The following is a 15,809-nucleotide window of genomic DNA, read 5'->3' as shown; positions in this document are numbered from 1 at the left end:
TTTATTCAATAAACAAATACAAAGGTTATTGTTTAAAATAAAACTACTATAAAATAAAACATCGGAAAAAATTATTAAAAAAAGTATTAACCAAACATCAATTAAGCACGTAAAAACCTAACAATGTGATAAATAACTTCTAATTGTATTTTATAGATAGCTATTAAACTGATTAATAGTTTCTTTTTTAAAAATATTTAACAACTAATTTGTTTTTCTAATATTAATCTTTAGATTTGTAACGTACAACAAAAACAAAAATGATGTTACAAAACGTTTGGCAAGGTTTTTATTTCCACTTTTATTTCTTTAATAAGAACTGAGGCTTTGTATCGTATTGTTAACTAACACATATAATTATAAAGCCTCGATATATCGAGGCTTTTTTTTTGATTTAAAATGAAACAAATTATAGCAATTCAAGGAGCAGAAGGATCTAACCATCATAAAGTAGCTCGTGATTTTTATGGCACTACAATTGACTTAAAAGAATGTATGTCTTTTGATGTTTTAGTAGATAGCTTACTTGATAAAACAGCAAATGTTGGTATTATGGCGCTAGAAAATACGATAGCAGGTTCTATTATACCAAACTACGCTTTAATTGATAAAAATAATTTACACATAATTGGTGAAGAATATTTAAATATTCATCATCATTTAATGGCGCTTCCTAATCAGAAAATTGAAGATATTACCGAAGTTTGTTCGCATCCGATGGCACTACTACAATGTAAAGAGTTTTTTAAAAAACATAAACATATTAAATTAGTAGAAGATGTTGATACTGCGGAAGTAGCCAAAAGAATTGCTAAAAATAACTTAAAAGGAGTTGCAGCCATTGCACCTAAAATTGCTGCAGAAATTTTTGGTTTAAATGTTATTGAAGATGACATTCAAACCATGAAAGAAAATTCAACCCGATTTGTTATTGTACAAACTAAAGAACCTAGTAACGGAATTGATACGATAAATAAAGCATCGTTAAAATTTCAACTTGATCATAAAAGAGGTAGTTTAGCTACTCTTTTAAATGTATTAAGCGATTGTAAAATGAATTTAACAAAAATACAATCGTTACCAGTAATTGAAGCTCCTTGGAAATATTCATTTTTTGTAGATGTTACCTTTAATGAATATAAAAATTACGAAAAGGCAATTTCTATCATTAAAATAATGGCAGAAGATTTTAAAGTATTAGGAGCATATAAAAACGGAAGAAAATAATGATTCAACCAGCAAAAAGATTAGATACCGTACAAGAATACTACTTCTCTAAAAAATTAAGAGAAGTTAGAGAATTGGCAGCAGCAGGAAAACCAATTATCAATATGGGAATTGGTAGCCCTGATTTATTGCCTCCAACGAAAGTTATCAACGCTATTCAAGAAAGTTTTGGGGATGCAACTGCTCATAAATATCAAAGTTATCAAGGATTACCTGAATTAAGAAATGCAATTTCTAAGTTTTATAACGAAAAATTTGGAGTAGCCTCTAATCCTGAAAATGAAATATTGCCTTTAATGGGTAGTAAAGAAGGAATTATGCATATCTCTATTGCTTTTTTAAATGAAGGCGATAAAGTATTAATTCCAAATCCTGGTTATCCAACTTATACTTCTGTTACTAAATTAGTAGGTGCAACACCACTTTTTTACAACTTAAGTGATACAACTAACTGGCAACCAAATTTTGAAGAATTAGAAAAGTTAGATTTAGAAAACGTAAAAATTATGTGGGTAAATTATCCGCATATGCCAACGGGAACAAATGCAACTTTAGAAACTTTTGAAAAATTAGTAGCTTTTGGTAAAAAACATCAAATATTAATTGTTAATGATAATCCGTATAGTTTTATTTTAAATGATAACCCTATCAGTATTTTACAAGTGGATGGCGCTAAAGAAATTGCTTTAGAATTAAATTCATTAAGTAAGACATTTAACATGGCAGGTTGGCGTGTTGGTATGGTTTTGGGTAATGCTAATTTTATCAATCAGATATTAAAGGTTAAAAGTAATATGGATTCTGGTATGTTTTACGGAATTCAAAAAGGTGCTATTGAAGCTTTACATTTATCTGATGAATGGTTTATTGCTCAGAATAAAATATATGAAGAACGTAGAAACTTAATTTTTCAACTTGCTGATAAATTAAACTGTACATATAATAGAAACTCAACAGGTTTGTTTGTTTGGGCTAAAATTCCTGAAGGAAAAACATCCGAAGAAACTGCCGATGAAATTTTATACGGAAAAGATATATTTATTACTCCTGGAACTGTTTTTGGTTCGCAAGGAGAAGGTTATATTCGTTTTTCGTTATGTATTACAAAAGAAGTAATTAAAGAAGCAATTAATAGGTTTGCCTAAATAGGTAAAATAAAATATCATTTCTGTGATAGAAATGCAGTAAAATAATAATATGAACGTATTTGTAATTGGTGTTGGTTTAATTGGTGGAAGCATGGTTTTAGATATTCAAAGAGAATATCCTGAGGCTGTTGTTTATGGAATTGATGCCAACGAAAATCATTTAGATGAAGCTAAAAAAATTGGCGTAATTCATCATAAAGCAACGTTTAGCGAATTAGAAAAAGCAAGTATTGTAATTATTTCAATACCTGTTGATGTTCAAATAGCAATAATACCTAAAGTTTTAGATATTATTGCTGATGATTGTTTAGTTTTAGATGTAGGTTCTACAAAAGCAAACATTTGTGAAGCTATTAAAAATCATCCGAAGCGAAGAAATTTTTTAGCAACACACCCTATTGCAGGTACTGAATTTTCAGGACCAACAGCAGCACATGAAAATTTGTTTAAACAAAAAACAAATATTATTTGTGAAGTAGAAAAAACAGCTTTCAAATTACAAGAAATAGCTTTAGAAATTTTCTCAAAGCTAGGAATGAGAATTCGTTATATGGATGCAAAATCGCACGATAAACACATTGCATATGTATCTCATTTATCGCATATCAGTTCTTTTATGTTAGGAAAAACTGTTATCGAAAAAGAAAAAAACGAACGTGATATTTTTGACATGGCAGGTTCTGGTTTTGCATCAACAGTTCGTTTAGCAAAAAGTTCACCAGCAATGTGGACGGCTATTTTTAAACAAAATAAAGACAACGTTGTAGAAACTTTGGAAGAATATATCAATAATTTACAACAATTTAAAGAGTTAATACTAGAAGATGATTTTACTAAAATCCATAACGAAATGGAAAGTACAAATCACATAAAACAAATATTAAACGGCATAAAATAAAGGCCATAATAATTATTAAAATGGAAAATACAAAAGAATTAAGAACATGGTTGGATGATATGAATTTAGCGCATCCACTAGTAATAGCAGGGCCTTGTAGTGCAGAAACCGAAGAGCAGGTTTTAAAAATTGCACACGAATTAAAAGATTCTGATGTAAACTATTTTAGAGCAGGAATTTGGAAACCAAGAACTAGACCTGGAAATTTTGAAGGTGTAGGTGCTTTAGGTTTAAAGTGGTTACAAAAAGTAAAAGAAGAAACAGGAATGAAAACCTGTACTGAAGTTGCCAATGCAGCCCACGTAAAATTAGCTTTAGAACATGATATAGATTTATTATGGATTGGTGCTCGTTCAACAGTATCGCCATTTATTATGCAAGAAATTGCGGATGCGTTAAAAGGAACTGATAAAATCGTATTAGTTAAAAATCCTGTAAATCCAGATTTAGCTTTATGGCTAGGTGGTATTGAAAGATTATATACAGCAGGAATTAAAAATTTAGGAGCTATTCACAGAGGTTTTTCTACGTATGAAAAATCTAAATACAGAAATATTCCTGAATGGCAAATTGCTATTGAATTTCAAAACAGATTTCCTGATTTACCTTTAATTTGTGACCCTTCGCATATTACAGGAAACAGAGAAATGGTTTTTGATGTTTGTCAAACTGCTTTAGATTTAAACTTTGATGGTTTAATGGTTGAAACTCATTTTGACCCTGAAAAGGCTTGGAGTGATGCTGCTCAACAAGTAACTCCTACTAAGTTAAAGCAGATTATGACTGATTTAAAAATCAGAAAAGCAACAGAAACAGATTCTGAATACAGAGAATCTTTAGATAATTTACGTGCTCAAATTAACGTTGTTGATGGTCAACTAATAGAAATGTTAGGAAAAAGAATGAGCGTTGCTGATAAAATTGGTGCTTTAAAGAAAGATATGAACGTTGCTGTTTTACAGTCTAGACGTTGGAATGAAATTCTTGGAAACATGATTTTAGAAGGTGAAACTAAAGGTTTAAGTGAAGATTTTGTTTTAAAAATGTTTAAAGCAATTCACCAAGAATCTATTAATCATCAAGAAAAAATTATTAACGGATAAAAAAAAGGAGCTTCAATTGAAGCTCCTTTTTTTTAAAAGATTAAGATATTATTTTAATCTTTTAAAAATATATCTTGTAATAAAAATACCATTTTTATCACCTTTACCTCCATAACTCTCAACTCCTGAATTTACAAAAGCTAAATCCCATCCTTCTTCAACCATGGTATTTATTTTTGAGCTAATTACAGCATCATTTGCTACAATATTCTGAAATCTAATTCCTCCCATATTAAAGAAGTTTAATAATTTAGTTTCATCGAAGTTTTTTACTCTAATCTCAGCACGGTCAGATTTATTTCTTTTGTCTTTCTTTTTTTCACTAGACCTTGTTGATGTAAAACTCTTATAATCTCTGTCTTCATTAGATGAGATTAATCTTGACCTACCTAATCCATTAGGAACTGTTGACTCTACACTTGTAATAACCTTGTACTCAAATTTCTGAGCGTTTACTGATGTTAAACCTAATGCAATAAATGCAATTAGTAATAATGCTTTTTTCATAAAAAATTATTTTTTTTTTAATAAGCGCGCAATATAATATTTTTAAATTTAAAATATTCAAAATTATTAAAATGCCTAGCCCCGATTGAAGCATTTGTTTGAGCTCTTTTTTATTTTTCTTTTCGAAAAGAAAAATAAAAAAAGCGAGTGCGGAAAGCGGGAAATTGCTTCAAATTATTAGTTATCAAAAGTATTTGCTACTAAAACTAAAAACACAGCAACCGACACTTTAATTTTTACATAAATTTCTGCATCTTTGTACTATGACAGGAATCGTATATAAATCTACAGGAAGTTGGTATTGGGTAAAGTGTGAGGATGTTTTATACAAATGCCGTATTAAAGGAAAATTTCGACTAAAAGGTATTAAAAGCACCAATCCGATTGCAGTTGGAGACAAAGTTGATTTTGACTTAGAAACCAAGAATAACGAAGAAACAGGTTTAATTACCGAAATTCATGAACGTGATAATTTTATTGTTCGTAAATCGGTAAATTTATCTAAGCAAACACATATTATTGCAGCTAATATTGACCAAGTTTTTTTACTGGTTACTATTAACAATCCGCCTACTTTTACCACTTTTATTGATAGATTTTTAGTTTCTGCAAGAGCTTACAGAATTGATACTATTTTAGTATTTAATAAAATAGATTCTTACGAAATTGAAGAACGTGGTGAAATTTTATACTTAAAAGATATTTATGAAACTATCGGTTACCGATGTATCGAAGTATCTGCAAAGGAAAACACCAATATTGATAAAATTAAAGAAATAATGCTTGGAAAAACTTCGATGTTTGTAGGACATTCAGGAGTTGGAAAAACAACATTAGTAAACACTATTGATCCTGCTTTAAATTTAAAAACTAAAGAAATTTCTGATCAACATAATCAAGGAAAACACACCACTACTTTTGCAGAAATGTTCGATTTAAGTATCGAAAACTCAAAAGATGCCCGAATTATTGATACTCCAGGTATTAAAGGTTTTGGAGTTGTTGATATTGATAAATATGAATTAGGAGATTATTTTCCTGAATTTTTTGCACTAAAACAAGATTGTAAATTCAATAACTGTATTCATGTAAACGAACCAAAATGTGCCGTAAAAGATGCTTTAGAAGCTGATACTGTTTCAATGGGAACGTTATAAAAGTTATTTGCAAATTTTAGAAGGTGAAGAAGAACATTATCGTACTGATATTTGGGAAAAAGATAAAGAGTAAATGAAAGCAGTTGTTCAAAGAGTAAATAAAGCTAGTGTAACTATTGAAAGAGAAAAAGTTGCTGATATTCAAAATGGTTTGCTAATTTTAGTAGGCATTACTGATGATGATAATACAGAAGATATTAACTGGTTATCTAAAAAAATAACGAATCTTCGAATTTTTAATGATGAAAATCAGGTGATGAATCAATCTTTAATTGATGTTAAAGGAGATGCAATTATCGTTAGTCAATTTACATTACAAGCATCAACAAAAAAAGGAAACAGACCAAGCTACATTGAACGCTTCAAAACCTGAAATCGCAATTCCTTTATATAATCAATTTATAAATCAGGTAGAAAACGACTTAGGTAAAAAAGTACAAACAGGTAAATTTGGTGCAGATATGAAAGTAGAACTTTTAAATGATGGACCTGTTACTATTATTATCGATAGTAAAAATAAGGTATAAAACTTTATTTTATAGTTGGCAGTAATTCAAAAAAAGAGATATTCACGTTGAAAGTATAAATGAAAAACCCAAGAATCAAATGTTACAAATGCATGATGCCTTCATCTTCACTGTATTTGTAAACACATTAATCGTTCCCAAACCAAGACTCGTTTTATTATTCTTATGCACCCGAAAGAGTACAAAAAAGAAAAAAACGGAACGGGACGTATGACGAATCTTCAACTTGAAAATTCTGAAATTATAGTTGGTGTAGATTTCACAAATAATAAACGTGTAAATGAAATACTGAATAAAGAAAATAATTCTTCTTTTTTACTTTATCCTGGAGAAGATACTTTTAATTTATCAGTAAAAAAAAGTTCAGACATAATTTCATTTATGGGTGATAATCCACATATTTTTATTCTTGATGGAACATGGCCTTGCGCTCGTAAAATGCTAAAATTGAGTAAAAACTTACAAAAACTAAAAAGAGTAAGCTTTGATAATAAAATAAAATCGAAATTTACTATTAAGCAACAACCAGCACCTCTTTGTCTTAGCACTATTGAATCAGTTTATACAGTCTTAAATTTACTTAATCAAAGTGAATTAGAACAATGTGATACCAAGAATTTTCTTGTTCCTTTTGAAAAAATGATTGTCCATCAAATTGAATGTATGGTAAACACAAATAATAAAGAACTTATCCTTAAGAATGTTTATAAAAAAAATATGGAAAGAAATATTATTTTTGAACAAGAAAGTTAGTTACCTTTTTTATGAAGTTTATAAATATTCATACGCATACTAATTCTGATGAAAATTTCAATATTTTAAATTGTTATCCTAATTCAACAGATTTTAAGACGCCTTTTTCTATTGGGATTCATCCGTGGTTTATCAACAAAAATAGTATTGAAGATGAAGTTCTATTTATCAAAAAAAGCTACTTCACAAAAATTGTTACGCAGTTGGCGAATGTGGTTTAGATAAATTATCAAAAGTAAATTATACACTTCAAATTAGTATTTTTAAAGAACATATTAAGTTATCAGAAGAATTTAAAAAACCATTAATTATACATTGTGTAAAAGCTTTTCAGGATATACTCCGTTTGAAAAAAGAATTAAAACCTACGCAAAAATGGATTATTCACGGTTTTAATAAAAATAGTCAAATTGCTACTGATTTTATCAAAAATGATTGTTTTTTATCCTTCGGAAAAGCATTGTTAACATCAACTAAATTACAAGAAGTATTTTTAAAAATTCCTTTAGAAAATATTTTCTTAGAAACAGATGAAAACACTATAAAAATTGCTTGTATCTATAAAAAAGCTAGTGACATAAAAAATATAGAAATTGAAAAAATAGAACAAAATATACATCAAAATTTTAATAAGATATTTAAGAAATGAGTTGGTTAGAAAGAACGGAATTATTAGTTCAGAAAGAAGGAATTGAAAAACTGAAAAAAGCAAATATTTTAATTGTTGGCTTAGGTGGAGTTGGCTCATTTGCAGCAGAATTTATAGCAAGAGCTGGTGTTGGAAAAATGACAATTGTTGATGGCGATGCTTTTGATGAAACTAATAAAAACAGACAATTACCCGCACTAGATAGTACCGTTGGAAAAACAAAAGTAAGCGTAATTGCCGACAGAATTAAAGATATAAATCCTGAAATAGAACTAACAGCAATAGAAGAATTTTTATCGCCAGAAAGAGCTTTTGAAATAGTTAGTAATGAATATGATTACGTAATGGATTGTATTGATAGTATTACTCCTAAAATTAATTTAATTGTTGCAGCTAAAAGAAAAAAAGTAAAATTAATTAGTGCTATGGGTGCTGGTGGAAAATTAGATGCAAGTAAAGTTGTTGTAAAAGACATCAGTAAAACTAAAAATTGTAAAATGGCACGTGCGTTAAAAAAGCGATTAAAAGAACGAAAAGTAAATAAAGGTATTACTGCTGTTTACTCGGAAGAAGTTCAAATTGCCGAAAGCTTACAACTAACAAATGGAGCTAATTTTAAAAAATCTTTTTATGGAACTATTAGCTATATGCCCGCCGCTTTTGGCTTACAAGCTAGTTCTTATGTTATTAACAAAATCTTAACGAAAAAATAATTTCCAAGGAAACTATTTTTAAAGTATATTTGTTCTAAATAAAATAATTAAATACAAATAATCATGAAAAAATCAATTTTAGCTATTGCTCTTATCGCCATTACTGCTGTTTCTTGTAAATCAGAAAAAAACAAAGTAACTGTTAGCGAAGAAATTAAAGATGTTAAAAAAGTAGAAAATGTAATTAACTCTTACAAAGCAAATATTGCTGAATCTACTGTTACTTGGAAAGGAAACAAGCCAACAGATTCTCATAATGGTGTTGTTAACATTACAAAAGGTTTATTTGATATAGAAAATGGTGTACTTAAATCTGGTGAATTTGTTATTGATATGACTTCAATTTCAGTGTGCAGATTTAGAAGCTGGTAAAGGAAAAGAAAAATTAGAAGGTCATTTAAAAAATGCTGATTTTTTCGATGTTGAAAAATTTCCTACTGCTAAATTTGAAGTTGCTAGCTCTGAAACAAAAGATGGAAAGTTACATATTACAGGTAATTTAACACTTAAAGAAACTACAAAAAGTATTACAATTCCAGCTACAATTACTCAAAGTGAAGGTGTAACTACTATTAAAAGTGATGTTTTTAGTATTGACAGAACTGACTTTGGAGTTACTTATAGTTCTAAAAAGTTTAATGCTGCTTTAAAAGATAAATTCATTAACGATTTAATGGAAATTTCTTTTAATATAAAGGCTGTAAAATAATTTCATTATAGTACATAAAAAAAGGGTTGATATAATATCAACCCTTTTTTTATTCATTAATAAATTCATCAACTTCAAAAAGTTCTTTAAAATGTTTTAAAATTTTTTCTTTTACCTCAGCTTCTGAAACTTTAAAACCTAGCTCTGCTTCCATTGAAGTAACTGCTTTTCCTTTAATTCCACAAGGAATAATATTATCAAAATAACCTAAATTCACATTTACGTTTAAAGCAAATCCATGCATGGTAACCCATCTACTTGCACGAATCCCCATAGCGCAAATTTTTCTAGCAAACGGAGTTCCTACACCTAACCAAACACCTGTTTCTCCATCGCTTCGTGCTGCTTCTAATCCATATTCTGCAATTGTTAATATAATTGCTTCTTCTAAAAAACGAAGGTATTTATGAATATCTGTAAAAAAATTTTCTAAATCAAGAATAGGATATCCTACTATTTGCCCCGGTCCGTGATACGTGATATCTCCTCCCCTGTTTATCTTATAAAAAGTTGCTCCTTTTTCTTTTAATTGCAACTCATTTAGTAATAAATTACTTAAATCTCCAGATTTACCTAATGTATAAACGTGAGGGTGTTCTACAAATAAAAAATGATTGGGTGTACTAATTTCGAGTTCTTTTTTTCTGTTTTCTCTTTTTATAAAAACCGTTTTTTCTAACAACTGGGCTTGATAATCCCAAGTATCTTTATAATCTTTTTGACCTAAATCACTTACTATTATTTTTTTATTCATAAATTAGTATTCTAAAAATAAGACCTCAAAGGTAGGGAAAATTAACTTTTAGCTGTTCTTACTATACCATTAACCTAATAATTATGATTAAAAAAATCCCTTTTCTAATACTACTAATTTTTACTTTTTTTAGTAGTAATTCATTTTCTCAAAATTACTGGAATAAAACAGTAAAAAAAGATAATTTTATTCAAAAAAATAAAATTCTTGATAGGGAAAACACACCTCAAAAATACTCTTTAGCTTCGTTAAACTTAAGTAGTTTTGAAAATCATCTAAAAAACTCTAATCTAAATAAAGGAGAAAGGATAATAACTTTACCCAACTCTGAAGGAAGATTAGAAGAGTATTCTTTTAATGAAACACCATCTTTAGCACCTGAATTAGCGGCTAAATTCCCTATGATTAAAACATATTCTGCTCAAGGAATTAATAACCCTACTGCAGTTGCTAAAATCACATTAGGTGTTAATGGCTTACACGCCCTTATATATTCGGCTAATGAAAGTACAATATATATAGATCCGTATACTAAAGATAAAAAACAGTATATTATATATAAAAGAGATGACTTAAAATCGGATAATAATGATTTTAACTGTCAAATTGAAGAAACGAAAAAAGAAATAATAAAGTCTTCAATTCAAAAAAAAAATGCAAATGATGGTAAATTAAGAACTTATAGGATTGCCATTGCTTGTACAGGTGAATATTCTCAATTTCATTTAAATAGAGAAGGTATTTCTAACTCAGCAACAGATGCTGTAAAGAAATCGGTTATTTTATCTGCAATGAATACTACTATAGCTCGTGTAAATACAGTTTACGAAAGAGATTTAGGTGTTCGAATGGTTATCGTAAATAACAATGATGAAATAATATTTTTAGACTCAACTACTGATGAATTAACTAATGATAATGCTGATAACCTAATTGATGAGAGTCAAGTTAAATGTGATGCTATAATTGGTGATGCAAATTACGATATTGGACATACATTTAGCACTGGTGGTGGTGGTTTAGCTGCTTTAAGATCTGTATGTAGATCTGGTTCAAAAGCTAGTGGTATTACAGGTAGTTGGCAACCTATTAACGACCCCTTTGATATCGATTATGTGGCGCGTGAAATAGGACACCAATTTGGTGCTACGCATACCTTTAACGGAACTGGAGGTAGTTGTGGAAGTAATATAGGAAGCACCTCTGTAGAACCAGGAAGTGGTACTACAATAATGGCGTATGCTGGTATTTGTTCTCCTCAAAATGTACAAAATAACAGTGATGATTATTTTCATACAGTTAGTATTGGTCAAATGTGGAATCATGTTCAGTCAGTTGCTAGTTGTGGTCTAACAACAGATACAGGTAATAATGCTCCTACTGCAAATGCAGGTAATGATTTTAGTATCCCTAAAAACACTCCTTTTGTTTTAAAAGGAATAGCTACAGATACCGATGGAACTGCAAGCTTAACATACAATTGGGAACAAATAGATACCGAATCAGCAATAGTACCACTAGTTTCAACAAGTACACAAGGTCCTGCTTTTAGATCATTACATTCTAGTACATCTCCTAATAGATATTTACCAACCTTTTCTAATGTTGTTAATGATGGTTCAAATCAATGGGAGGTTCTTCCTAGTGTTGCTAGAGAATTAAATTTTGCACTAACAGTAAGAGATAATCATGCTGGCGGAGGTAATACAGCAAGAGATGATGTTAAAATTACAATAACTGATTCTGAAGCTTTTGCATTTACGTATCCTAATACTGCTGTAAACTGGAATACTAGTTCTACTCAAAAAATAACATGGAATAAAGGAACTACTGATAAAGCACCGATTAACTGTATGAAGGTAAATATTAAACTTTCTATTGATGGTGGATTAACTTTCCCTATTCTTTTAAAAGATAATGTTGCTAATGATGGTTCTGAAGATGTTATTATTCCTAATACTCCAACAACTAAAGGACGTATTCTTATAGAAGCTGCTGATAACATTTTTTATAATGTAAACAATACTAATTTTACGATTGACTCTACAACACCTACTTTTTTAATTTCAAACCAAACTGATAAACAAGTTGTTTGTAATACAGGTAATAACTCTGTAGATTATACTTTAAAGTTCAAATTTGTTAATGGTTTTACTGAAACAGTAAATTTATCTGCTACTGGCTTACCTAGTGGAACTACTGCATCATTTAACCCTGCTACTATTAATAAAGAAGGAGATGTTGTTATGACAATAAATAATTTAAATGGGAGTAATCAACAAGATAACGTCATTATTATTGAAGGAAAATCGGCAACAGTTACTCAAACAACCACTGCATTATTAAAAATAACGGAAAATAGTTTTACTAAAATAAATTTAACAACTCCTAGTAATGCAACTGATGAGATTAGTATCAACACAAAATTTGAGTGGGAAGCTAATTCAAATGCTACACTATATAACATTGTAGTAGCCACTGACACTAATTTCAATAATATTATAATTGATGAAATAGTAGATACAAATTCATATATACCTTCAATAGATTTTTTATCAAAAAACACTAACTATTTTTGGCGTGTAAAGCCTAAAAATAATTGTAGCGAAGGAACGTATTCTGACATTAACATATTTACAACAGAAATACCTACTTATTGTTCGTTAGAATATCCTGATGAAACAGGTGGTGCTGAATATATATCTAACGTTACTTTTAATACAATTAATAACAACTCTTTAAATGACTCTGTAGATGGTTATCAAGATTTTAGTAATATATCAACAAATATAAAAAGAACACAAGAGCGTGAAATTAGTGTAACTTTTAATACTGATGGATACCAAGATCATTGTTATGTATTTATTGATTGGAATCAAGATTATGTATTTGACAAAGCTACTGAAAGATATGATTTAGGAGCTAGAACAAGTGATATTGCTACAACATCTTTAAAAATAACAGTACCAAATAATGCTGTATTAGGTAAAACTAGAATGAGAGTAACTATTGAGTATTATGAAACAGGTTCACCTAGTGGTGGTGGTCCATGTAATGCTGATCAGAATAGTCAATATGGAGAAACCGAAGATTACTCAATAGAAATTGAAGAAAAACCTGGTGCTGATTTTACATTAACCAATACAACTGGTAATTTATCTATTTGTAATAAAGCCGTGAATGATCAAATTTTTGAAATTGATTATAAAGCTCTGTTTAATTTTGATGAAAATGTTAGTTTTTCTGTTTCAGGAACTCCTACAAATACAACAAGCAACTTAAATCCAATATCAATAAATACAAGCGGACTTATAAAATTTACACTTTCTAATTTAAATAATGCACCTATTGGTGACTATACAATAATTGTTACAGGAACAGCTAATTCAATTACAAAATCAATTGAAGTTCCATTTAATGTTAATGATAATATTTGTAATGCAACTGGTAATACAGATTCTCAAATAAGCACAACACTTGTTAAATTTGGAGAAATTAATAATCCATCAACAAAAACAACGGGTTATTCTGATTTTAAAACAATAGCAACAGAAGTTATAAAAGGAGAAAAATACCCATTGATTGTTAACGCTAATTCTAATGGTAATCAAACTGTAAAAACATTTGCTTGGATTGACTGGAATCAAAACTGCTTATTTGATACGAATGAAAAATATGATTTAGGTAATACTACAAATAATAATGGAGCAACAGCTAATAGTGGATTAAAAGTTATAGTTCCTTCAGATGCTTTATCAGGAACAACAACATTAAGAGTTATTACTAAACTAGCTAATGATGGGCAACCAAATTCTTGTGAAATAGATTTTAACGGAGAAGCTGAAGATTATACTATTACAATTACTCCTAGTTTTACATTAACAAATAAAACGGTAGGACAATCTATATGTAATAAAGCTGTGAATGAAGTTGAATACAAAATTGACTATAAAACATTCAATAGTTTTGATGAAAACGTAACTTTATCTACAGAAAATACACCTGTAAATTCGATAGTTACTTTTACTTCAGCAATAATTAGTACAGATGGAATGGTAACTTTAAAAATAGATAACTTAAATAATGTAACCGTAGGTGATTATACTATTAAAGTAAATGCTACCTCTAATTCAATTACAAAATCTATCGATTTGATACTAAGTATTAATGATAATCACTGTAAATCATCAGGTAATACAGATTCTCAAATAAGTACAACACTTGTTAAACTTGGAGAGATTGATAACTCATCAACAAAAACAACAGGTTATTCTGATTTTAAAGCAATTACAACAGAAGTTATAAAAGGAAATACATATCCGTTAATTGTTAATGCAAATTCTAGCGGTAATAAAACTGTAAATACTTTTGCTTGGATAGATTGGAATCAAAACTGCTTGTTTGATGCTAATGAAAAATATGATTTAGGTAATACTACAAATACTAACGGAGCAACAAGTAATAGTGGATTAGATATTACAATTCCTTCTGATGCTTTATCAGGAACAACAACATTAAGAGTTGTTACAAAACTTGATGATGACGGAGAACCTAGTTCTTGTGAATTAGATTTTAACGGAGAAGTTGAAGATTATACTATTACAATTACTCCTAGTTTTACATTAACAAATAAAACGGTAGGACAATCTATATGTAATAAAGCTGTAAATGAAGTTAAATATGAAATTGATTATAAAACATTCAATGATTTTAATGAAAATGTAACTTTATCAGCAGAAAATGCACCTGTAAGTTCAACAGTAACTTTTACTTCAATAGTAATTAATTCAGATAAAAAAGTATCTATAACAGTATCTAACTTAAATAACGTAGCTATTGGTGATTATACTATTAAAGTAAATGCGACATCTAGTTCAATGACAAAATCAGTTGATTTAACTTTAGTTATTAATAATAATCACTGTAAATCATCAGGGAATACAGATTCTCAAATAAGTATTACCAATGTTAACTTTGGCGAAATTGATAACTCATCAACAAAAACAACGGGTTATTCTGATTTCAAAGCAATAACTACAAATGTCGTAAGAGGTGAAGAGTATGATTTAAATGTTGATATTAATACTGATGGAAATAGTACAGTAAAAACATATGCATGGATTGATTGGAATCAAGATTGTAAGTTTGATGTAACAGAACTAGAAACTTATAATTTAACTACTACTAATTCATTAAGTATTAAAGTTCCTGAAGATGCATTAACTGGTACGACAACCTTACGTATTTCAACAAAATTAAATGAATTTCCTGAATCTTGTGAATTAGATTTTAATGGCGAAGTCGAAGACTATACTATAAATGTTGAAGAAAGTTTTGCTAATGATAAAAACTTATTCTCAGATTTAAAAATATACCCAATACCATCTGATGGAAAAATAACCGTAAAATTTAAAGTTAAAGTTAAAGATTTAACTATTATCCGATTATTTAATATGGTAGGTCAATTATTAGAAACCCAAACATTTTCTACTATTTCAAGTAAATTCAATAACGAAATTGAATTTTCAAAAATAAGTAGTGGAGTTTACTTTATACAAATTCAAAATGACGGAAAGATAAATACAAGTAAAATAATAATTCTTTAAAATAATACTTCTAAAAAAAGCGAGCTTAATAGCTCGCTTTTTTTATGTAATTTTACCA

12 protein-coding genes and 3 pseudogenes are annotated in these 15,809 nt (G+C 28.8%); 13 read left to right on the top strand and 2 right to left on the bottom strand.

Annotated features, from left to right (window positions below; genetic code table 11):
• Positions 1-399: 399 nt before the first annotated feature.
• The 4 genes from PG913_RS02420 to PG913_RS02405 are packed head-to-tail and all read left to right on the top strand — an operon-like array spanning position 400 to position 4,376.
• Positions 400-1,227, top strand: a complete 828-nt coding sequence (locus PG913_RS02420) for a prephenate dehydratase (RefSeq protein WP_271231471.1) — start codon at positions 400-402, stop codon at positions 1,225-1,227.
• The gene (locus PG913_RS02415) at positions 1,227-2,372 is read left to right on the top strand and encodes a pyridoxal phosphate-dependent aminotransferase (protein WP_271231470.1); all 1,146 of its coding nucleotides are present in this window, start codon (positions 1,227-1,229) and stop codon (positions 2,370-2,372) included. The genes PG913_RS02420 and PG913_RS02415 overlap by 1 nt, the downstream gene beginning before the upstream one ends.
• A gap of 52 nt (positions 2,373-2,424) precedes the next feature.
• Entirely contained in the window at positions 2,425-3,273 is an 849-nt protein-coding gene (locus PG913_RS02410; RefSeq protein ID WP_101907784.1) for a prephenate dehydrogenase, read from the top strand.
• 20 nt (positions 3,274-3,293) lie between these two features.
• The gene (locus PG913_RS02405; RefSeq protein WP_271231469.1) at positions 3,294-4,376 is read left to right on the top strand and encodes a bifunctional 3-deoxy-7-phosphoheptulonate synthase/chorismate mutase type II; all 1,083 of its coding nucleotides are present in this window, start codon (positions 3,294-3,296) and stop codon (positions 4,374-4,376) included.
• A gap of 48 nt (positions 4,377-4,424) precedes the next feature.
• On the opposite strand, the gene PG913_RS02400 is transcribed toward PG913_RS02405, so the two are convergent.
• Positions 4,425-4,883, bottom strand: a complete 459-nt coding sequence (locus tag PG913_RS02400) for a hypothetical protein (protein WP_271231468.1) — start codon at positions 4,881-4,883, stop codon at positions 4,425-4,427.
• Positions 4,884-5,146: 263 nt separating this feature from the next.
• Here PG913_RS02400 and rsgA point away from each other — a divergent pair.
• From rsgA to PG913_RS12985, 8 genes and pseudogenes are all read left to right on the top strand, one after another.
• A pseudogene (gene rsgA, locus PG913_RS02395) lies at positions 5,147-6,113 on the top strand (ribosome small subunit-dependent GTPase A).
• A pseudogene (gene dtd / locus PG913_RS02390) lies at positions 6,114-6,567 on the top strand (D-aminoacyl-tRNA deacylase).
• Positions 6,568-6,732: 165 nt separating this feature from the next.
• On the top strand, positions 6,733-7,320 hold the full coding sequence (locus PG913_RS02385; RefSeq protein ID WP_271231467.1) for a tRNA-uridine aminocarboxypropyltransferase: 588 nt from the start codon (positions 6,733-6,735) through the stop codon (positions 7,318-7,320).
• Positions 7,321-7,331: 11 nt separating this feature from the next.
• Positions 7,332-7,541, top strand: a complete 210-nt coding sequence (locus PG913_RS02380) for a hypothetical protein (protein WP_271231466.1) — start codon at positions 7,332-7,334, stop codon at positions 7,539-7,541.
• Positions 7,484-7,969, top strand: a complete 486-nt coding sequence (locus tag PG913_RS02375) for a TatD family hydrolase (RefSeq protein WP_271232113.1) — start codon at positions 7,484-7,486, stop codon at positions 7,967-7,969. Before PG913_RS02380 ends, PG913_RS02375 begins: the two co-directional genes overlap by 58 nt.
• Positions 7,966-8,682, top strand: a complete 717-nt coding sequence (locus PG913_RS02370; RefSeq protein WP_271231465.1) for a tRNA threonylcarbamoyladenosine dehydratase — start codon at positions 7,966-7,968, stop codon at positions 8,680-8,682. Before PG913_RS02375 ends, PG913_RS02370 begins: the two co-directional genes overlap by 4 nt.
• A 63-nt stretch (positions 8,683-8,745) precedes the next feature.
• Positions 8,746-9,054, top strand: a complete 309-nt coding sequence (locus tag PG913_RS02365) for a Vmc-like lipoprotein signal peptide domain-containing protein (protein ID WP_271231464.1) — start codon at positions 8,746-8,748, stop codon at positions 9,052-9,054.
• A 61-nt stretch (positions 9,055-9,115) separates the two neighbouring features.
• A pseudogene (locus PG913_RS12985) lies at positions 9,116-9,391 on the top strand (YceI family protein); the annotation flags it as partial.
• Positions 9,392-9,440: 49 nt separating this feature from the next.
• On the opposite strand, the gene lipB reads toward PG913_RS12985, so the two are convergent.
• Entirely contained in the window at positions 9,441-10,145 is a 705-nt protein-coding gene (gene lipB / locus PG913_RS02360) for a lipoyl(octanoyl) transferase LipB (protein ID WP_271231463.1), read from the bottom strand.
• 83 nt (positions 10,146-10,228) lie between these two features.
• On the opposite strand from lipB, the gene PG913_RS02355 reads away from it, so the two are divergent.
• The gene (locus PG913_RS02355) at positions 10,229-15,751 is read left to right on the top strand and encodes a GEVED domain-containing protein (protein ID WP_271231462.1); all 5,523 of its coding nucleotides are present in this window, start codon (positions 10,229-10,231) and stop codon (positions 15,749-15,751) included.
• Positions 15,752-15,809: the final 58 nt, after the last annotated feature.

Origin of the sequence: Tenacibaculum pacificus, assembly GCF_027941775.1 — a bacterium.
GTDB lineage: Bacteria > Bacteroidota > Bacteroidia > Flavobacteriales > Flavobacteriaceae > Polaribacter > Polaribacter pacificus_A.
This window is presented reverse-complemented; position numbering and strand designations above follow the sequence as displayed.